At 68.5% G+C, this 19,030-nt stretch carries 19 protein-coding genes; 6 read left to right on the top strand and 13 right to left on the bottom strand.

All coding sequences use genetic code 11. From position 1 onward, the window contains the following. Positions 1-83 precede the first annotated feature (83 nt). The 3 genes from ACWGST_RS11480 to ACWGST_RS11470 all read left to right on the top strand — a co-directional run bounded on the left by ACWGST_RS11480 (position 84) and on the right by ACWGST_RS11470 (position 3,209). A complete protein-coding gene (locus tag ACWGST_RS11480) occupies positions 84-1,454 on the top strand; it encodes a TrkH family potassium uptake protein (protein ID WP_452046824.1) in 1,371 nt (456 codons plus the stop codon). Further along, on the top strand, positions 1,447-2,145 hold the full coding sequence (locus tag ACWGST_RS11475) for a potassium channel family protein (RefSeq protein ID WP_452046797.1): 699 nt from the start codon (positions 1,447-1,449) through the stop codon (positions 2,143-2,145). Before ACWGST_RS11480 ends, ACWGST_RS11475 begins: the two co-directional genes overlap by 8 nt. A gap of 359 nt (positions 2,146-2,504) precedes the next feature. Next, positions 2,505-3,209 (top strand): SOS response-associated peptidase, encoded by a 705-nt coding sequence (locus tag ACWGST_RS11470; RefSeq protein WP_452046796.1) that lies wholly within the window; start codon positions 2,505-2,507, stop codon positions 3,207-3,209. Positions 3,210-3,216: 7 nt separating this feature from the next. Here ACWGST_RS11470 and ACWGST_RS11465 read toward each other — a convergent pair whose 3' ends face one another. The 6 genes from ACWGST_RS11465 to ACWGST_RS11440 all read right to left on the bottom strand — a co-directional run bounded on the left by ACWGST_RS11465 (position 3,217) and on the right by ACWGST_RS11440 (position 10,569). Beyond that, positions 3,217-3,612 carry an SHOCT domain-containing protein gene (locus tag ACWGST_RS11465; RefSeq protein ID WP_452046795.1) on the bottom strand — a complete coding sequence of 132 codons (396 nt, stop codon included), beginning with the start codon at positions 3,610-3,612 and terminating at the stop codon, positions 3,217-3,219. 54 nt (positions 3,613-3,666) lie between these two features. Beyond that, the gene (locus ACWGST_RS11460; protein WP_452046794.1) at positions 3,667-5,145 is read right to left on the bottom strand and encodes a DUF2252 domain-containing protein; all 1,479 of its coding nucleotides are present in this window, start codon (positions 5,143-5,145) and stop codon (positions 3,667-3,669) included. Positions 5,146-5,177: 32 nt separating this feature from the next. Continuing rightward, on the bottom strand, positions 5,178-6,800 hold the full coding sequence (locus ACWGST_RS11455; RefSeq protein WP_452046793.1) for an MFS transporter: 1,623 nt from the start codon (positions 6,798-6,800) through the stop codon (positions 5,178-5,180). Between the two features lie 40 nt (positions 6,801-6,840). Then, positions 6,841-7,689, bottom strand: a complete 849-nt coding sequence (locus ACWGST_RS11450; RefSeq protein ID WP_452046792.1) for a class II glutamine amidotransferase — start codon at positions 7,687-7,689, stop codon at positions 6,841-6,843. Between the two features lie 119 nt (positions 7,690-7,808). After that, positions 7,809-9,152 (bottom strand): serine hydrolase domain-containing protein, encoded by a 1,344-nt coding sequence (locus ACWGST_RS11445; RefSeq protein WP_452046791.1) that lies wholly within the window; start codon positions 9,150-9,152, stop codon positions 7,809-7,811. Positions 9,153-9,213: 61 nt separating this feature from the next. Continuing rightward, a complete protein-coding gene (locus tag ACWGST_RS11440; protein WP_452046790.1) occupies positions 9,214-10,569 on the bottom strand; it encodes an ATP-dependent DNA helicase in 1,356 nt (451 codons plus the stop codon). A gap of 159 nt (positions 10,570-10,728) precedes the next feature. On the opposite strand from ACWGST_RS11440, the gene ACWGST_RS11435 reads away from it, so the two are divergent. Continuing rightward, a complete protein-coding gene (locus tag ACWGST_RS11435) occupies positions 10,729-11,775 on the top strand; it encodes a hypothetical protein (RefSeq protein WP_452046789.1) in 1,047 nt (348 codons plus the stop codon). 18 nt (positions 11,776-11,793) lie between these two features. Here ACWGST_RS11435 and ACWGST_RS11430 read toward each other — a convergent pair whose 3' ends face one another. The 6 genes from ACWGST_RS11430 to ACWGST_RS11405 all read right to left on the bottom strand — a co-directional run bounded on the left by ACWGST_RS11430 (position 11,794) and on the right by ACWGST_RS11405 (position 16,077). Further along, positions 11,794-13,761, bottom strand: a complete 1,968-nt coding sequence (locus ACWGST_RS11430; protein WP_452046788.1) for a cytochrome c oxidase assembly protein — start codon at positions 13,759-13,761, stop codon at positions 11,794-11,796. Between the two features lie 92 nt (positions 13,762-13,853). Continuing rightward, complete coding sequence (locus tag ACWGST_RS11425; RefSeq protein ID WP_056007305.1) at positions 13,854-14,141, bottom strand: HU family DNA-binding protein; 288 nt, start codon at positions 14,139-14,141, stop codon at positions 13,854-13,856. Between the two features lie 308 nt (positions 14,142-14,449). Then, the gene (gene rpsN, locus ACWGST_RS11420; RefSeq protein WP_452046787.1) at positions 14,450-14,755 is read right to left on the bottom strand and encodes a 30S ribosomal protein S14; all 306 of its coding nucleotides are present in this window, start codon (positions 14,753-14,755) and stop codon (positions 14,450-14,452) included. A gap of 3 nt (positions 14,756-14,758) precedes the next feature. Next, positions 14,759-14,926 (bottom strand): 50S ribosomal protein L33, encoded by a 168-nt coding sequence (rpmG, locus tag ACWGST_RS11415; protein ID WP_022892462.1) that lies wholly within the window; start codon positions 14,924-14,926, stop codon positions 14,759-14,761. Further along, positions 14,926-15,162: a 50S ribosomal protein L28 gene (gene rpmB, locus ACWGST_RS11410; RefSeq protein ID WP_056007296.1), complete on the bottom strand. Its 237-nt coding sequence runs from the start codon at positions 15,160-15,162 to the stop codon at positions 14,926-14,928. Before rpmB ends, rpmG begins: the two co-directional genes overlap by 1 nt. A 234-nt stretch (positions 15,163-15,396) precedes the next feature. Continuing rightward, positions 15,397-16,077 carry a hypothetical protein gene (locus tag ACWGST_RS11405; protein ID WP_452046786.1) on the bottom strand — a complete coding sequence of 227 codons (681 nt, stop codon included), beginning with the start codon at positions 16,075-16,077 and terminating at the stop codon, positions 15,397-15,399. A 204-nt stretch (positions 16,078-16,281) separates the two neighbouring features. Here ACWGST_RS11405 and ACWGST_RS11400 point away from each other — a divergent pair, with 204 nt between their 5' ends. Further along, on the top strand, positions 16,282-17,736 hold the full coding sequence (locus tag ACWGST_RS11400) for a glutamate decarboxylase (RefSeq protein ID WP_452046785.1): 1,455 nt from the start codon (positions 16,282-16,284) through the stop codon (positions 17,734-17,736). Here ACWGST_RS11400 and ACWGST_RS11395 read toward each other — a convergent pair. Next, positions 17,726-17,896, bottom strand: coding sequence for a hypothetical protein (locus tag ACWGST_RS11395; RefSeq protein WP_452046784.1), 171 nt, complete (start codon positions 17,894-17,896; stop codon positions 17,726-17,728). The two genes, ACWGST_RS11400 and ACWGST_RS11395, sit on opposite strands and share 11 nt — an antisense overlap. A gap of 95 nt (positions 17,897-17,991) precedes the next feature. Between ACWGST_RS11395 and ACWGST_RS11390 the strand changes: the two genes are divergently transcribed. Further along, positions 17,992-18,933 (top strand): amino acid permease, encoded by a 942-nt coding sequence (locus ACWGST_RS11390; RefSeq protein ID WP_452046783.1) that lies wholly within the window; start codon positions 17,992-17,994, stop codon positions 18,931-18,933. Positions 18,934-19,030: the final 97 nt, after the last annotated feature.

The following is a 19,030-nucleotide window of genomic DNA, read 5'->3' as shown; positions in this document are numbered from 1 at the left end:
CCGGAACTTCGCTGTACACAGCAGATGAAATGGCGCCGCCCCCTGCGCTCCGCCCTTGCACGGGCTACAGTTTCCCGGTGACCATTCGCGCAGCCGCAACCGCGAGACGGCAACGGCGCCGACTCGTGCCGATCCGGCTGCATCCGGCCCAGACGGTCGTCGCGGGTTTCGCTGTTGCTGTGCTGGTCGGCACCGCGCTGCTCATGCTGCCGATCTCGAAGGCCGGCCCCGGCGGCGCCTCCTTCGTCGACGCACTGTTCACAGCGACGTCGGCGGTCTGCGTCACCGGACTGACCGTTGTCGACACACCGACCTACTGGACTCCGTTCGGGCAGGTGGTCATCATGCTGCTGATCCAACTCGGCGGACTCGGCATCATGATCTTCGCCTCACTCATCGGCCTCATCCTCGCCCGCAAGCTGTCGGTCCGCTCGCGGCTCAACACTGCCGCTGAGGCGAAGGCGGTCGGCTTCGCCGACGTCCGTGGCCTGGTCCGCGGCATCCTGAAGATCACCGTGTTCATCGAACTCGGCGTCTTCGTGCTCCTCGGCGTGCGATTCATGGTCGGCTACGGGTACGGCCTCGGCGAGGCGGCCTGGCATGCCGGATTCCTCGCGGTGTCCTCGTTCAACAACGCCGGCTTCGCCCTCTACACCGACAACCTCATGGGATTCGTCGCCGACCCGTTCATCTGCCTCCCGATCTCGGTGTCGATCATCCTCGGCGGGCTCGGTTTCCCGGTCATCATGCAGCTGCGCAAAGAGTTCACCCGACCGCTGCACTGGTCGATGAACACGAAGCTCGTTCTGTGGGGCACCGCGGTGCTGCTCGTCGCAGGCACGGCCTACATCACGCTCATCGAGTGGAACAACCCCGACACACTCGGTGCTCTCGACCCTGGTGCTCGCGTGCTCGCGGGGTTCTTCCAGTCCGTGCAGACCCGCACCGCCGGGTTCAATTCCATCGACATCGGCGGGATGCACGACGCGAGCTGGCTCGGCATGGACGTGCTGATGTTCATCGGCGGCGGGCCGGCCGGCACCGCGGGCGGCATCAAGGTGACCACGTTCGCGGTGCTCTACTTCATCATGCTGACCGAGCTCCGCGGCGAAGGCTCGGTCAACATCTTCGGCAAGCGACTCTCGCGCGCGGTGCATCGGCAGGCCATCACCGTCGTGCTCATCGCCGTCGGCGCGGTCGTCACCGGCACCGCCATCCTGCTGTTGCTGACCGGTCTCGACCTCGACCGGGTGCTCTTCGAAGCCGTCTCCGCATTCGGCACGGTCGGCTTGTCGACCGGCATCACCGCGGACCTCCCTGACGCGGCGAAGGTGGTACTGGTACTGCTCATGTTCCTCGGACGGCTCGGCCCGCTCACGCTCGGCAGCGCCATCGCGTTGCGCGAACGGCGCGTACTCTACGAATTCCCCAAGGAAAGGCCCGCCATTGGTTAAGTTCCCGTTCTTCGGCGGCGACACCTCGCGCCGCATCGCCGAGGCCGACTCCGTCGCCGTCATCGGCCTCGGCCGCTTCGGCAGCGCCCTCGCCATCGAGCTCATGGCCGGCGGCACCGACGTGCTCGGCATCGATCTCGAAGAAGATCTTGTTCAAACCATGAACGGACAACTCACGCAGGTGGTGCGCGCGGACTCCACCAGGGAGGAGGCGCTCCGCCAGCTCGCGATCGACGAGTTCGACCGTGTCGTCGTCGCCATCGGCGGCGACGTGTCCGCTTCGATCCTCACCTGCTCGGTGCTGCTGAGCATGAAGATCCCCGTCATCTGGGCGAAGGCGGTCGACGACCGCCACGGCCTCATCCTCGAGCAGCTCGGCGTGCACCACGTGATCTACCCGGAGAAGGACATGGGGCGGCGTGTTGCCCACCTCGTTCGCGGCGCTGCGCTCGACTACATCGAAGTGGCGCCGGGCTACGCGCTCGTCAAGACCGCCGCACCCTCGCTTCTGCACGGCAAGCACCTGGGCGACACCGGAATCCGCGCCAGCCACGGCATCACCATCGCCGCCTACCAGCACGCCGACGAGGCCTGGCGGAACGCCGACAACACCACGGTCCTGCACGCCGGCGACACCGTCCTCGTCGTCGGCCCGACGGCCAGCGCCGAAGCCTTCGCGCAACTGCGCTGAAGATTCCACCCGCGCGCCCACCCCCACAATGGGGGTGGTTCGGATGGTAGCCTCGACGCACCACCACGTTCGGCGGCGACTGCGATTCGGGTTCGCAGCCTCCTCTCCACCGAGCGTGTTGGTCGGATGAAGAGAAGGAGGGGGCGAGCCGCTCTTCGTCCCTGAATGACGCGCTCGCCTTCGCGAGCGCCATCGATGCGACCGCGACCCTACCCGCGCAGGTCATCGATGGCCGGGCCGGTGAGACCCCTTCGCCGGCCCGGCGGCCCCTTCGGCGGCCCCTCGGCCCCGGGTCGGCGGCGCCGTTCACCGACCAGCATCGGCTGGCCGGTGTCGGCGGCCGGGTGCAGACTGGAAGCATGTGCGGACGATTCGCGAACGACGCCAAGATCGACGAGCTGATCCAGGAGTTCGTCGCCGAGGGAGGCGACTACCGCGACTGGCGGCCCCAGTTCTCGATCGCGCCGACCGAGGTCGTGCCGATCGTGCGCGAGCGCAAGAACAACGAGACGGGCGAGGTGCGGCGTTCGGTCGACCCTGCAGTGTGGAACTTCCACCCCTCGTTCATGAAGGAGTCGAAGCGCCCCCAGTTCAACACGCGCATCGAGACCGTCGCGACCAACGGACTGTGGAAGGGCGCGTTCGCTTCATCCCGCTGCCTCGTGCCGATGCGCGGCTACTACGAGTGGACGGGCGAGCCCGGCAGCAAGCAGGCCTGGTTCCTGCACGGCGACGAGCCGCTGCTGGCCGCCGCCGGCATCTACACGGTGCGAAAGGTCGGCGACGACTGGCAGGTCTCGACGTCGATCATCACGCGAGAGGCTCGGGATGCCTCGGGCGAGGTGCACGACCGCATGCCCGTGTTCCTCGACCGCGACGCCTGGAACGACTACCTCGCACCGGTGAAGCTCGACGAAGCGGGCAAGGCCGACATGCTCGCGCTCATGACCGCCGAGTCCGAGCGCGTCGCCGCCACGATCACGAACTACGAGGTCGACCGCCGGGTCAACAATTCGCGCGCCGTCGACCCCGCCGACCCGACCCTGATCGAACCGCTCGGCTGAAACCGACTCAGAACGTGCCGCCGAGCGCCTTGCTCTTGATCGCCTCGAACTCGCCGTCGCTGATGACGCCCTGCTCGCGCAGCGACTGCGCCTTCGCAATCTCCTCCGACGGGCTCGCGAACGAGATCGACCGGATCTCCTCCGGGGAGTACTCCTGGTACTCGACCTGCTTGCGGGCCGAGCGCTCGGCCATGCCCTTGCCCCGAACGATCAGGTACACGAGCACGGTGAGGAACGGCACGAAGACGAGCAGGACGACCCAGAGCGCCTTCCATCCTCCGCCCAACGAGCGATCGCGGAAGAGGTCGATCAGCACGTACACGATGGCGAGCAGGTACGCGACGTAGGCGAACATCCAGAAGCAGAACCAGAACCAGTCCCAGATGCTGTTGAGGAAGCTCATGTCGTCAACCTAGCGCAGCCCCGGCCCGCACGACAGAGCGAAGAGGCGAGCCGCTCACACCTCGCGCGCCGCCTCGAGCCGCCCCGACTCCACCGCGGCGACGAAGGCGCGGTGATCGCGCTCGTTCTGGTCGGCGTACGCCACCGCGAAGTCGGCGATCGCCTGATCGAAGCGGTCGCTGTCGCCGAGGTAGCCGGCGATGGCGACGCGGTCGCCCGAACGGGCGTGCGCTCGCGCGAGGGTCTCGCCGCAGATCCGCGCGTAGAGCTTCGCGCCCGACGGCACACTGGTCTCGACCTCGAACGCGCCCTTCCAGTCGTGCAGCTGTCGAAGGTAGAAGTCGCGCTCGACGCCGTCGCCGCCCCGCACCCGCTGCCACCCGAGGAACAGGTCGCTCGCGGCCTGCATGATCCGCTGCCCCCGCACGACCCGCTCGCCGTGGTGGTCGTACACGCTCGGCGCGATGAAGCGCTCGAGCACCGACGCCTGCGCCTCCTTGGCCTGCAGCAGCAGCGGATCCTCGTCGTCGCGGCCACGGAGCAGCACGATCCAGGCACGGGTGCCGACGCTGCCGACGCCGACGACCTTGCGCGCCATGTGCACGTAGGTGAACTCGTCGAGCGGGTGCCGCGCGAGCGGCAACGTCGTGCGGTAGGCGCGCAGCAGTTCGCGCATGGCCTCCTCGTCGTCCGCGTGCGTGCGGCCGACGGGCGGGAGGTCTTCGACCGGCACGATGAGCGGTGGATCCCCGGCGATGCGGAGCCGCCCGTCGACGACGCGCACGAGCTTCGAGAACGCCTTCATGCTGTCGCGGGTTCTCGCTTTCGCGATGATCGCCTCGGTGCGCTTCACCTGCTCCTTGTCGGCATGGCCGGCCTGCCGCTCCGCCTGCACCCACTCGGTGAGCGTCTCGGCGTCGAGCCGGTCGTACCAGGCCTCGAGCACCCGGGACTCGGCGGCCCGATGCGTCCGCTCGCGATAGCCCCGCACCGCCTCGACCGTCGCCGCTCGCCGCTCGGGTTCGGTGAACCCGCGGTGCCTGCCGGCGATCTCGAAGCTCGCCGCGAGCCGCTTGAGGTCCCACTCCCACGGACCGGGCAGCGTCTCGTCGAAATCGTTGATGTCGAAGGCGAGCTTGCGCTCGGGCGTACCGAAGACCCCGAAGTTCGACAGGTGCGCGTCGCCGCAGATCTGCACCGTGATGCCCGAGCCCGCCGTGCGCGCGAGATCGGCCGCCATGATCAGGGCCGCACCGCGGTAGAACGTGAACGGTGAGACCATCATGCGCGCATGGCGGATCGGCACGAGTTCGGGCACGCGGCTCTGCGCCTGCTCCTCGAGCAGCTCGATCGGGTCGGGTCGGTCGGCCGCCGGTGCCCAGTCGGCGTGCGCGGCCCGCGGCGAGCGGCGGCGCGCCGCGCGCCCCCACTCGGCCCGCGCCGCGAAATCGGTCGGGTCGGGCAGCGTGCTCGCGCCGGGCGGGTCGGCTCGCCCCGTCGTTCCGGTTATGGATGCCCCGTGCTGCATGTTCATCGTTCCCCCGGTTGTTCGAGTCGCCGTCGGGCTCACATCGCCCGCGGGGCATCCATTCGCTTCGTTGCTCGCCCCATGACCTCGGTGGGGATGCCCCGCGAGAAGAAGAGCGCGAAGAAGGCGATCACGGTGAGCGCGAAGAACGCCGTGTGCAGCGACGAGATCTGCGATTCGGCGTAGATGCGGGTGAGCTCTGCGCTCTCGGCCGTGTCGAGCCCCGCCTCTTCGGCGATGCCGGCGACGTCGGCCGCCGGCAGGATCGCGACACCGGACTCGGTCTGCTCGACGACGAGCGCCTTCGTCTCTGCCGAGAGCTCGCTCGACGAGACGCCGAGGGCGAAGCTCGACGCGAGCGCGCCGATCAGCACCGAACCGATGAGTGCGGTGCCGAGTGAGGAGCCGAGGTTCTGGAACACGCCCTGCAGGCCCCCGACCTCGCTCGTCTGCGCCTCGCCGACGCTCGACATGTTGACGTTGCCGAGCTGCGAGGCGAGCAGACCGAGAGCCGCGCCGGCGACGAACATGCCGAGGCCGAAGGCGAAGCTCTGCAGTTCGAGGTCGACCGAGGCGAGCAGCAGGATCGAGCTCAGCACGAGCGCGACCTGTCCGACGCGCACGATGCGCCGGGGCGACCACAGCCGCGACAGGCGCGTGCCGACGATCGAGAACAGGATGAGCGAGATCGACAGCGGGAAGATCTTGAGGCCCGTCTCGAGCGCGTCGAGGCCGAGCGTCATCTGCAGGTACACGGGCACCATGAAGAAGAGGCCGGCCGTGATCGCGTACTGCGCGCCGAGCACCGTGAGTCCGCTGCGCAGCCGGGTGATGCCGAACAGCGCGACGTCGACGAGCGGCTGGCGGCCGGCGGCGGAGAGATGACGTTGACGGCGCACGAAGAGCGCGAGCAACCCGGCGCCCGCGACGATCAGCCACGCGCAGAGCGAGATGCCGAGCGGCGCGATCTCGACGCCGCCGATCTCGGGCGAGTGCAGCGGCGTGATCCAGCCCCAGGTCTTGCTCTGCAGCATGCCGAGCACGACGAACACGAGCCCGACTGCCGAGAGCAGCACGCTCCAGATGTCGATGCGCACGGCCTGCCGTGCAGTGCGATCGTGGATGACGCGCGTGAACAGCACGACGAAGAACATGATGACGACCTCGCCGACGAACACGTAACGCCAACTCGCGTAGGTCGTGAGGAACCCGCCGATGAGCGGCCCGGCGGCGACCGCGGCGCCCGACACCGCGCCGATGACCGCGAACGCCGTGATGCGGTCGTTGCCCTCGTAGTTGTCGGCGATGAGCGCCGCGACCGCCGGGATCACGAGCACGGCGCCGACGCCCTCGATGACCGACCAGCCGAGGAAGAGCACCAGCACGTTGGGGCTCAGCGCGGTCATGAGCGACCCGAGGGCGTAGATGCACGAACCGATCACGAACGCGCGGCGCCGCCCCCACACGTCGCCGAGCTTCGCCCCGAGCAGCATGAGTGACGCCATCGTGAGGGTGTAGAACGTGATCGCCGCCTGCATCGCGGTGACCGTCGTGTCGAGGTCTGCGACGACCGTCGAGATCGACACGTTCATGACGGTGCCGTCGAGCACCATCACGAACTGCGCCGCACCGAGGATCGCGACGACCGACCACTTCTTCATCCGAGCCCCCCGCTCTGCCGTCGGCGTTCGAACGTCGCGGTCAGGCCGGCACTGCGCCGGCCATGAACGGCTCGTACCGGTAGCCGTCTCGCCCGAGGATCGCGACGGAGGACTCGGGCACCTCGACGAAGGCACCCGGCAGGTTGTTCAGCGGTTCGGAGACCACGACCCGCGCCCGCTCGCCGAAGAGCTGCAACCGCGGGACATCCGGATACATCTCTTGCAGCGTGGGGATGTCGACGGAGTGGAACAGCGAACGCGACCGCCCCCGCGACGAGTACCGGAAGGCCCAGATCGTCGCGCCGTCGGCGAGCGCGACCGTGCCCTGCATCGGGTACTCGATGTCATGCCTGCGGCCGGTCTCCTCGACGAACTGCACGGCACGAGTCATGCCCGCGACCGGGTCGTCCCGCAGGCCGAAGGTGAGCGCGAGGTGGAACAGCACCTCGGAGTCGGTCGTGCCGAGGATGTACGGGTACAGCTCGGGGTCGACGGCGAGGGTGAGGTCGCGCTTCATCTCACGGAAGCCGTGGATCGCCCCGTTGTGCATGAACAACCAGTTCAGGTAGCGGAACGGATGGCAGTTCGTGCGCTGGATCGGCGGACCGGCGGCGGCGCGCACGTGGCTGAAGAACAGCGGGCTCTCGACCGCGTCGGTGATCTCGCGCAGGTTCTCGTCGTTCCAGGCCGGTTCGACGCTGTGGAAGATCGACGGCAGGCTGCCCTCGGTCGACCCGACGGGATACCAGCCGAAGCCGAAGCCGTCGCCGTTGACGGTCTCGGCGCCGAGCGGCGAATCGAGCGACTGCGCGACGAGCGAATGCTGTGCGTCGAGGATCACGAGTGATGCTTGGAGCGGTTCTCCCGCGTAGGCAAGCCAACGGCACATACGGCTCAACTCCCTCGTTCGTCATCGGAATGCGAACGAGGGCAAGCCTAGTGCTGTCACGAAAGATCCTCACCTGTCGGGATCGAACCGATCAGCCGAGCGGATGCCGCGGCCGGGCCTCAGCCCTCGGTTGCGGGCTCCCCCTCGGGAGTCGGTTCGGCCTCGGGTGCAGGTGCGGCCGCGGGATCGGGAGTCGGGCACTTCGCCAGCTCGGCCATCTTCGTCGTCGCCTGCTCGAACGACCACGGCAGCTCGACCATCGGCTGCTCGTGCTCGGCCGCCGCCTTCGCCTTCGACGCGAGCGACGCGAGCGCGAAGGCCGTCTCGCGAGCGAAGTCGCCGCCCGACGTGGAGTTGTTGAGCGCGACGACCACCGTGAGTCCGCTCTTCGGGTCGGTGAAGGCCGCCGTCAACGACCCGGTGGACTCCCCGGCGAGACCGCGCATCGGGCCGAACTCGGCGCCACCGAGGCCCCAGCTCTGCCAGGCCGGAGCGTCTCCGCCGGGCGCGATCGTGGTCCACTGGGTGCGAGCGGTCGCCTCTTTCAGCAGGGCGCCGGTCGCGAAGGCCACGCTGAGCCGGCGCGCGTCGTCGAGACTCGACACCGCACCGGCCGCAGCCCCGCCGATCGAGCTCGACTGCGAGGTGTCGTCTCGCATCACGGCGCAATCGGCCGTGCCGTCTTGCGCGATCGCGGCGGAGTACGCGCCCAGGCCGCCGGAGAGCTTCGTGTCATCCGGCGCCGGCAGCGAGGTGTGCTCGAGGCCGAGGGGGGCGAAGACGTACTGCTCTGCGAGGTCGTTCCACGAGCGGCCGGTGCGGCGCTCGAGGGCCATCGACAGCAGCAGCACACCGGTGCGCGAGTACGACCACTGCTCGCCGGGCGCCGCGGTGCGGGCCATCGCGAGGCCACCCGACACGAGTTCGTTGGGCGGCCACACGCGCTCGGGGTTCGAGACGAAATGCGGGCGCAGGCCGGGGTAGTAGTCGGCGATGCCCGAGGTGTGCGCGCAGAGCTGGCCGAGCGTGATGCCGTCGATACCCGGCACCCAGTCGACGTACGAGGCGACCTCGTCGTCGAGCTGCACCTTGCCCTCATCGACGAGACGCAGCAGCACGGTGCACGTCACCTCGGTCGTGATCGGACCCAGACGGAACTCGGTGTCGGCGGTGACCCGCGCCGGCTTCTCGCCGAACCCGGTGACGCCCGACGCCCCGATCCACTCCCCCGCCCACGGCGCCCAGACGCCGGCGATGCCGCCGCTCGAACCGCTCAGGGTCACGGCCTGGTCGAGCACCGCCTCCAACTGGCCGGAGAGCTCGTCGCCCAGGGCCGTGTGAACGGGATCGAGCGCGGCCAGCGGGTCGACGCCGCCGCCGGTGCAGCCCGCGAGCGCGAGTACGCCGACGAGCGCGGCGGCGAGGATGCCGCGCTGCCGTGTGACCTTGGTCGTGCCAGCCACCGTGCTCCCCTCAGCCGTGTGTCCGGTGAAATTGTAACCTGTCGAGAGGGCCGGGCCCGCGTCAGCCCCGCGGCGCGCTCTGCGTCGCATCCTGCGTCGCATCCTGCGGCGCGTTCTGCGGTGCGCCGATCTCGCGGTCGGCCCCCGACATGAAGCGTTCGACGTTGCGGTCGACGATGATGTCGCTCGGTCGCAGCGGCCGCTCGAGGTAGAGCCCCTCGAGCGAGGTCAGCCGGCTCAGCGCGACGTAGGTCTGGCCGGGGCTGAACACCCGCTGGCCGAGGTCGACGATGGCCGTGTCGTAGCTCGCGCCCTGCGACTTGTGGATCGTAACCGCCCACGCCAGTTTCAACGGGAACTGCGTGAACTCGGCGACGATCTGCTTCTCGAGCTTCTTGCGCGTCGGGTCCCAGGTGTACTTGTACTTCTCCCATGTGACCTGCTCGACCTCGTGCTCTTCGCCGTCGACGTCGACGCGCACGGCGCGATCGAGGGAGGTGACCGTGCCGATCGTGCCGTTCACCCAGCGCTGGCCGTCGGGGCCGATCGCGGTGTCGTTGCGCAGGAACATCACCTGCGCGCCGATCTTCAGCTCGAGGTTCTCGTCGGCGGGAAAGGCCCGGCCCCCGAAATCGCCGTTCACCTCGGCCTCGTTGGCCTGCGACTGCCCCGGCAGCCGGTGCAGCTGCGTGCGGTTGATGCGGTTGACCGTGTCGTTGCGGGTCGCGAGCGTGATCGCACCCTGCTCGGGCAGCGGCCGACGAGCGCCGACGCTGTTGAGCACGCCCGCGATCTCGGCCGTGACCATGCCATGCCGCACGGCGTTCAGCATGTGCTTGAACTCGTCGTCGTGCTGGCGGTGGATCTCGCCGAGCTCGAAGATGCGCAGCCCCGCCTCGCGCCACACCTTCGCATCGAAGAACCACATCGACTCGTACGTGTCGGCGAAGTAGGCGCGCTCGTCGGCGTCGCCCGGCACGGGTGCGAGTTGGTACGGATCGCCGAACAGCACCACCTGCGCGCCGCCGAACGGCTCGAGCGGGCGCTGCCTGGCCTGCCGCAACGAGCGGTCCATCGCGTCCATGAGATCGGCGTTGACCATCGACACCTCGTCGATCACGAGCGTGTCCATCGCGTTCAAGATCTTGCGCACCGTGTCGTTCTGCTCGATCACGTGGTCGGCGATGACCCCGATCGGCAGCCGGAACAGCGAGTGGATCGTCTGCCCGCCGACGTTCAGCGCGGCGACGCCCGTCGGCGCGCAGATCACGATCTGCTTCTGCGTGTTCCAGTTGAGGTGGTTCAGCAGGGTCGACTTGCCGGTGCCCGCTCGACCCGTGACGAAGACATGCTCTCGCGTGCCCTCGATCGCCTGGAACACCGCGGCCTGTTCGCGGCTGAGGGTCACGTTCTGCACTGGGTCGCTTTCGAATCGGTGAGCGGATGCCGCGGGGCGGGCGCCGAACGGCGATCCCACTGTAACCGGCTCACCGCAACGGTCGATGGGGCCTGGGGATATCCCTCCCCCGCCGCCGACCTCCGGCTCGCCGGTCGCGGGCATCGTACACTTGTGCGGGTGAGCAGCTCGGGGGTACGCGGCAAGCGGGTTTCGCCGTTGTTCGTGGCCGGATGGGTCGGGCTCGCCGTGGTGCTCGTCGGCGCCTTCTTCGCCGCCCTCGGCGCGCTGAACCTGACGATCTACGGCTCGTCGAGCTTCGTCGAGCGCTACCTCACCGCCATCGCGAACGACGACATCGCCGAGGCATCCACCACCCCCGGTGTCGCGCTCGACGAAGCCGACCTCGCGGCGCTCGGCCTGCCCGCGAACGTCTCGACCGCGATGCTGCGCACCGGCGTCGTCGACTCGGGCCCTGAAGACGTGCGCATCATGAGCGACGAGCCGCACCCCGACGGCTCGCACACCGTCACCGCCAGTTACCGGCTCGCCGACGCGATCGTCGAGTCCTCGTTCGTCGTTCGGCCGATCGAGCCGCTCTACGGCGTGCTCAACCGGTGGGAGTTCGCCGTGAGCCCGCTCGCGGTCATCGACGTCACCGCCGCGCACAACCCCACGTTCACCGTGGGTTCGCTCACCCTCGACGCCCGCGCGACGAAGACGGGCGACGAACTCGCCGCCTTCACCCAGGTCACCCCGTACATCGCGATCGCGCCGGCGGTCTACGAGTTCTCGTACACCTCGACCCTGCTCGAGGCCGTGCCCGTCGCCCTGCAGGCCGACGCCTCTGCTCGCGCGGCGGTCACCGTCGACGCGCAGCCGACCGCCGCGTTCGTCGACCGCGTGCAGGTGCAGGTCGACAAGTTCCTCACCGACTGCGCCGCGCAGACCGTGCTGCAGCCGGCGGAGTGCCCCTTCGGCATCGAGATCGACGACCGTGTGGTCAGCGACCCGGTCTGGAGCATCCTCAGCATGCCGCAGGTGACCCTCACGCCCGGCGAGACGTCGTTCGACATGCCGCCGACCGAGGGCGTCGCCCACATCTCGGTCGACGTGCAGTCGCTCTTCGACGGCCACCACTACACCCTCGAAGAAGACCGCACCTTCACGCTCGCGCTCTCGGCGACGATCAAGCCCGACGGCAACATCGCCATCCAGCTCAAGTAGCGCGGGCGATCACGGCGGCTACGCGTCGTGCTCGGCGATCGCGGCGAGCCGGGCGTTGTAGGCCTCGAGTTCGGCGTCGCCCGTGCGGTCGGCGTGCCGGTCGCGCCGCTTCGACTCCTTCTCGTCGCTGCGCGCCCACTGCACCGCGACCGTGATCGCGAGTGCCACCGTCGGGATCTCGCCGATCGACCACGCGATGCCGCCGCCGAGCTGCTGGTCGATGAGCGCGTCGGTGCCCCAGCCCATCGCGCCGTACCAGTCGGCGAGCAGCAGGCTCGTGCTCGACATGATCGTCAGGCCGAAGAACGCGTGGAACGCCATCGTGCCGAGCAGCAGGAGCAGCCGGAACGGGTACGGCAGGCGGTACGGCACCGGGTCGATGCCGATGAGCGACTGCACAAACAGGTAGCCCGTGATGAGGAAGTGCACGATCATCCACTCGTGCCCGATGTGGTCGAGCATCGTCCAGCGGAAGAGCGGCGAGTAGTAGAAGACCCAGAGCGAGCCGACGAAGAGCAGCGCGGCGACGATCGGGTTCGCGATGAACCCGGCGAACCTCGAGTGCACGGCGAGCAGGATCCACTCGCGACCGCCGCGGCTGCCGTCTTTTCGGGCACGGATGGCGCGTGCCGCGAGCGTCACCGGGGCGCCCGGCACGAGCAGCACCGGCACCGCCATCGTGAGCACCATGTGCGCGAGCATGTGCGCCGAGAACAGGTACTGCTCGTAGACGTTCACGCCGCCGTTGGTGATGTAGGCGAGCAGCAGCAGGCCGCAGACCCAGAGCACCGTGCGGTACACGGGCCAACGATCGCCGCGCTTCCGCAACCGGTGCACCCCGGCGAGGTAGAAGAAGATGCCGAAACCGCACGCGAGCAGCCAGATGAGGTCGGGCTTCCACTCGGTGAAGTAGTGGGTCCACTCGGGCCACGGGGGCAGGGGGTCGCCCGTGAGGATCTCGGCCGGGGTGCGGGCGAGCGAGCCGGCCTGCTCCTCGGACACCGGGGTGGCCGTGCGGGCGAGCGCCGCGGCGACACCCGAGGCGAGCCCCATGAACGCGAGTTCGGCCACCACGAGCCACCAGAACGAGCCGTTGCGGGACCCGTCGCCCCGCGACATCCGGCCGATCAGGAAGCGGCGCTGCGAGGCGCCGAACAGTCCGAGCGCGATGAGCGCGGCGACCTTCGCCACGACGAGCCCGCCGTAGGGCGTGAGCAGCTGGCTCCAGTCGCCGATGCGCAGCGCGGCGCTCGCGTAGCCCGAGAGCGCCACGACGATGAAGCAGATGAGCGCGACCGTCGAGTACCGCGCCAGCACGACGGGCAACCGCTTCGCGGTGAGCTCGCCCTTCAGCAGCACGATCGTGATCAGCCCGCCGATCCACACGGCCGCGAAGACGAGGTGCAGGCCAAGCCCGGTGACGGCGGCGGCGTGCCCCGCGGCGCCCGCGGCATGGCCCTGCTGGGCGAGCGGTACGAGCGAGGCGACCGCGAGCACGGTCACGAAGACGAGCGCCGTGTGATTTCGCACCGCGAAGCACAGCACGGTGACCGCGGCGGAGGCGAGCATCGTGATGAGCCACGCCTGCCCGAGCTCGATGGCCGTGACGAACTGGCCGAGCTTCTGCCCGAACGCATCGCTCAGGTCGAACGGCACGCCCGTGACGAGCAGAAAGGTGAGCAGACCCGTCGCGCCGCTCGCGACGGTCATGACGGCGGCGGATGCCGCGGCGACATCGAGCGCCAGATCGAACTCGCGTCGCTTCGGGCTGAGCGCCCAGACCGCGAGCACGAGGGCGCCGATCATGCCGGCCGCGCCGAGATTGACGAAGAGCTTCGCGATCGGCACGCCGTATCGGGCGACAGGGCCCGGGTCCTGGATCAGCTGCTCGGCCGCTCCCCCGCCGTAGGCGAGGCCGATGAACGTCGCGGCGAGGGCGACGGCGATGAGTGCGGCGGGGCCGAGCACTCGCACGGAGCGGGGCACCGAACCAGCCTAGACGCCGCGGCTGTGCGCTCCCTCCTCGAACGACGAAGGGGCGCACGGCTCACGCCGCACGCCCCTTCGGGAAGTCGCAGTTACTTCGCAGCAGCCTTGAGCTTCGAGCCGGCCGAGACCTTGACCGAGTAACCGGCCGGGATCTGGATCTCGGCGCCGGTCTGCGGGTTGCGGCCCGTGCGCGCAGCACGGTGCGTGCGCTCGACGGCGAGCCAGCCCGGGATGGAGACCTTGGTGCCCGAGCCCACGGACTCGGCGAGCGCCTCGAAGAGGCCGCCGAGAACGGCGTCGACGGTGGCCTGGCTCTGTCCGGTCGACGCAGCGACCTTCGCGACGAGCTCGGTCTTGTTGAGCGACTTGTCAGCCATTGAATGTCCTCCTCGGACCTTCGCTGTTCGGTACAGCATGTGTGAGTTCTCGGGAACGATCGTTCAACCGCCCCCATGGCCGATCAGGCCGCCTCGAATGTAACAGAGTTCCGCGGAATCTCGCGGATTTCGGGCGGTTTCCGGCACCTTCGCCCCGGCGTGTCGCGCCGGAGTTCGCTCTCGGCGCACGCGAGGGGGCATACGGGGGTGCAATGCGTGGTGCATGCGGGGCACGCACGAGGCACGCGAAAGGGGCGCCCCGGGAAACCCGGGACACCCCTTTCAGAAGCGTGAAGCCTCGCTGCTGCTTACCAGCTCGACTTGGTGATGCCGGGCATCTCGCCACGGTGCGCCATGTCGCGGAAGCGGACACGCGAGACACCGAACTTCGTGAGCACGCCACGGGGGCGGCCGTCGATGGCGTCACGCGAGCGCACGCGAACCGGCGACGCGTTGCGGGGAAGCTTCTGCAGGCCCTTGCGAGCGGCCTCACGGCTCTCGTCGGTGCCGTTGGGGTCGACGAGCGCCTTCTTCAGTTCGAGGCGCTTCGCGGCGTACCGCTCGACGATCACCTTGCGCTGCTCGTTGCGCGCGATCTTGCTCTTCTTCGCCATGTCTTAGCGCTCCTCTCGGAAGTCGACGTGCTTGCGCACTACAGGGTCGTACTTCTTGAGCACGAGGCGGTCGGGGTTGTTGCGGCGGTTCTTGCGGGTCACGTAGGTGTACCCGGTGCCTGCCGTCGACCGAAGCTTGATGATCGGCCGAATGTCTTGCGCCTTCGCCATTAGAGCTTCACCCCACGTGCCTGCATGTCTTTCACCACTGCTTCGATGCCACGAGCGTCGATCACCTTGATGCCCTTGGCGGACACGTTGATGGTGATGTTACGACGAAGCGACGGAACGAAATAGGTCTTCTTCTGCACGTTCGGGTCGAAGCGGCGCTTCGTCCGGCGGTGCGAGTGCGAGATGTTGTGCCCGAAGCCGGGAACGGCTCCAGTCACCTGGCACACTGCTGCCATTGGTTTCCTCCAATACCGAGGGGCGGATGCCCCTCCCAAGGTCTCTTGTCTGCTGACCTTCCCCATGCAGAAGACCCGCGATCTCTCGCGTGACGTCAAGGGGATTGTCGCGGCATGGGCAGTGGAAGTGCCCAGCCAACGAGCCAGCTTACCAGACCGGGGGCGGGCGGCCGAACCGAGCGCTGAGCGTCGTGCGTCATGGCTGCGAGCGATCGGATGCCTCGTGGCCGCCCATCACTCGCCGAAGACCGGCCCGATCACCCCTTCGTGCCGCTCGAGGGGTCGGCGCGACAGCACCGCGGCGAAGAAGAAGCAGAGTGCGCCGCTGAGCGTGCCGAAGTTCGCCCAGAACTGACTCACGAGGTCTCCGGTTTCGGGCGACACGTAGGCGCCGACCGCCGACGCGGCGAATGCGATCGAGCCGATCATGCCAAGCCAGGTGCCGTGCCAGGTTCTCGCGTGCGCGTCCCAGAGCGCGAGTCGGTGCCGGGTTGCGACCACCGCGAGGACGCTGGAGACGAGGAACGCGATCGAGCCGATGGCGTCCGGTCGCCAGCCGGCGCCGGTCGCCTCGGGTCGGGCGATGGCTGCGGCGAGCGCGACGCCCGTGCTGACGTTGAACGCGAGGGTTCCGGCGAACTGCACGGCGGCCGACCACCAGTCGGCACGATCCGCCAGGTTCGTGTGCTCCCGCGGCGGCCGCCGGCCGCTGAGGCTGAGCTGGATGAACCCGGCCCCGGTGAAGAACAGGGAGCCGACGAAGAACGTCACGCCGACCAGCACCGGTCCGACCCAGTCCGCGTACCAGGGCAGCGCCCCCGCCATGAAGCAGAGCGAGCCGATCGCGAACCCCCAGGCCTCACGGCGGAGGCGGAGCGGTCGGCGGCTGCCTGGCACGGCTGGCTGGACACTCATGGTTCGAGGCTGCAACCTGGGGCCGCGCCCGTCAACCCGCACCTCGTTTTCACGCGATCTGAACTATTGACGCACCTTCCCGTCAGGTACACACTCGGGCCTTGGGACGTCTCTGGGGGGCCGGTACCCACCAGCTTCCAACCGACGCACCCGGTACGTGCAGACGGAACGCCATGCACGAGAAGCCGAGCACGGGGGAAGCACATGACCGATCAGAAGCCACGATCCCATTCAGGCAGCGGCAGCAACGCTCCGATCACACCGGATCGTTCGCGACACGCCTTCGCCGGCAGCGGGGGCAGCAACCAGCTGAACCCCATCTTCGCGCGGGCGGGTGAGGCGACCGACTTCCCGACCGACAAGATCCCCCGTGGGGAGTCGCTGCCCGAGACCGCCTACCAGATCGTCCACGACGAGGCCATGCTCGACGGCAACGCGCGCCTGAACCTGGCGACGTTCGTGAGCACATGGATGGACCCCTTCGCGTCGAAGCTCTACTCCGAGTCGGCCGACAAGAACATGATCGACAAGGACGAGTATCCGCAGACGGCGGCCATCGAGACGCGGTGCTGGAAGATGATCGCCGATCTCTGGAACGCGCCGAGCGCGGAGGGCGCCATCGGCACCTCCACCATCGGCTCCTCCGAGGCATGCATGCTCGGCGGGCTGGCCCTCAAGCGGCGCTGGCAGGTGGCGCGGCGCGCCCAGGGCAAGTCGACCGAGAAGCCGAATCTCATCCTCTCGAGCGCGGTGCAGGTGTGCTGGGAGAAATTCTGCAACTACTGGGACGTGGAGGCGCGCTACGTGCCCATCAGCGACGAGCACAAGGTGCTCGACGGCCACGACCTCGACACGTACGTCGACGAGAACACGATCGGCGTCGTCGCGATCATGGGCGTGACCTACACCGGCATGTACGAGCCGGTGAAGCAGATCGCGGCGGCGCTCGACAAGATCCAGGCGGACACGGGGCTCGACGTGAAGATCCACGTCGACGGGGCGTCCGGAGGCATGATCGCCCCGTTCCTCCAGCCCGACCTCGAGTGGGACTTCCGCGTCGAGCGGGTCGTCTCGATCAGCACCTCGGCGCACAAGTACGGTCTCGTCTTCCCTGGGCTCGGGTGGGTCGTGTGGCGCACGGTCGCCGACCTGCCGGAGGATCTCGTCTTCGACGTCACCTACCTCGGCGGCCACATGCCGACGTTCGCGCTGAACTTCTCGCGCCCGGGCGCGCAGGTGCTGCTGCAGTACTACCTGTTCCTCCGACTCGGTTGGGACGGCTACCGCAAGGTGCAGCAGGCCTCGCAGGATGTCGCGGTGTACCTGTCGGGCGAGATCGCGAAGATGGACGCGTTCGAGCTCTGGAACGACGGCACCGACATCCCCGTCTTCGCCTGGCAGCTGAAGAAGGGCCACACCGACAAGTGGAACCTCTACCACCTGTCGGAGCGCCTACGGCTGAAAGGCTGGCTCATCCCCGCCTATCCGATGCCCGATGACATCTCCGACCTCGTCGTGCAGCGCATCGTGGTGCGCAACGGCCTGAGCCGAAACCTCGCCGAGTCGCTCATGCTCGACATCCAGGATGCCGTCGAATACCTCGACGCCCTCGAAGCGCCGATGCCGGCAGAGGGCCAAGTGTCCTCCTTCACGCACTGAGGTGAGGCATGACCGATCGCAAGGGGCCGGCGATCGGGTCGCCGGGCACGACCGCGCAGAAATTCATGTCGCTCACCCAGCTCGCGATCCTGACCGTCGTGGCGGTCGCGTCGCTGCGGAGCCTGCCGGCGATGGCCGGATACGGACTCGGATCGATCACGCTCTTCATCATCCCGGCGATCTTCTTCCTCGTTCCGACGGCGCTCGTCGCCGGCAGAACTGGCGACGGGCTGGAAGGGCGGCGTCTTCACCTGGGTGCGCGAGGCGTTCGGCGGCAAGTGGGGATTCCAGGCGATCTGGTTGCAGTGGGTGCAGAACGTGGTCTGGTACCCCACGCAGATCGCGTTCATCGCGGCCTCGCTCGCCTTCGTGTTCCTCGATCCGAATCTCGCGAACTCCGGCCTCTACACCGCGATCGTCATCCTGGTGCTGTACTGGTTCTCGACGTACATCACGCTGAAGGGCGGCAATCTCTTCGCGAAGGTCGGCTCCTGGAGCGGCCTGGCCGGCACGATCTTCCCGGGCCTGCTGCTGATCGTCTTCGGCATCATCTGGGTCTCCACCGGCCAGACCAGCCAGATCCCGCTCACGGCGGCCTCGATCATCCCGCCGTTCACCGGGCTCGCCTCGATCGTGCTCATCGTGTCGAACGTGCTCGCGTACGCCGGCATGGAGGTCAACGCCGTGCACGCGAACGACCTGAAGAACCCGGGCAAGCAGTACCCGAAGACGGTGCTCATCGCGTCGATCCTGATCCTCGGCATCTTCATCGTGCCGACGATCGCGATCGGGCTCGTCGTGCCGTCTGACAAGCTCGGGCTCACGACGGGCATCAACCTGGCCTTCCAGGCGTATTTCGAAGCCTTCGGCGTCGAGTGGTTGACGCCGGTGCTCTCGCTGCTCATCGCGCTCGGCGCCTTCGCCTCGGTCGTCACGTGGATCGCGGGACCGTCCCGCGAAGCAGCCCCACGTCGTGCGCAGCTACCGGGTACCCGGCATGTACGTGATCGCGACCATCGGGTTCCTCGCGTGCTTCGCGGCCTTCGTCCTGGGCTTCATCCCGCCGGAGGGCTTCGGCTCCGGTGCCCCCGGGTGGGTGTATCCGGTGCTCGTCGGGGTGGTCGTGCTCGCGCTCGGCGTGCCGCCGCTCATCTTCTACGCGGCTCGCAAACCCTCATGGGACCAGCGCACCGATGAGGAGAAGGCGACCGTCGACGATGTGCTCGTCAACCCGCCGGCCGCGGGAGGCTAGCGAGTCGACTCGCCGAGACGGCGAAGGGCGGGTGACGGATGC

It is taken from the genome of Agromyces sp. NPDC055520 (genome assembly GCF_053619715.1).
Note: the sequence above shows the minus strand (reverse complement) of the source record. Positions and strands in the feature narration are given on the sequence as shown.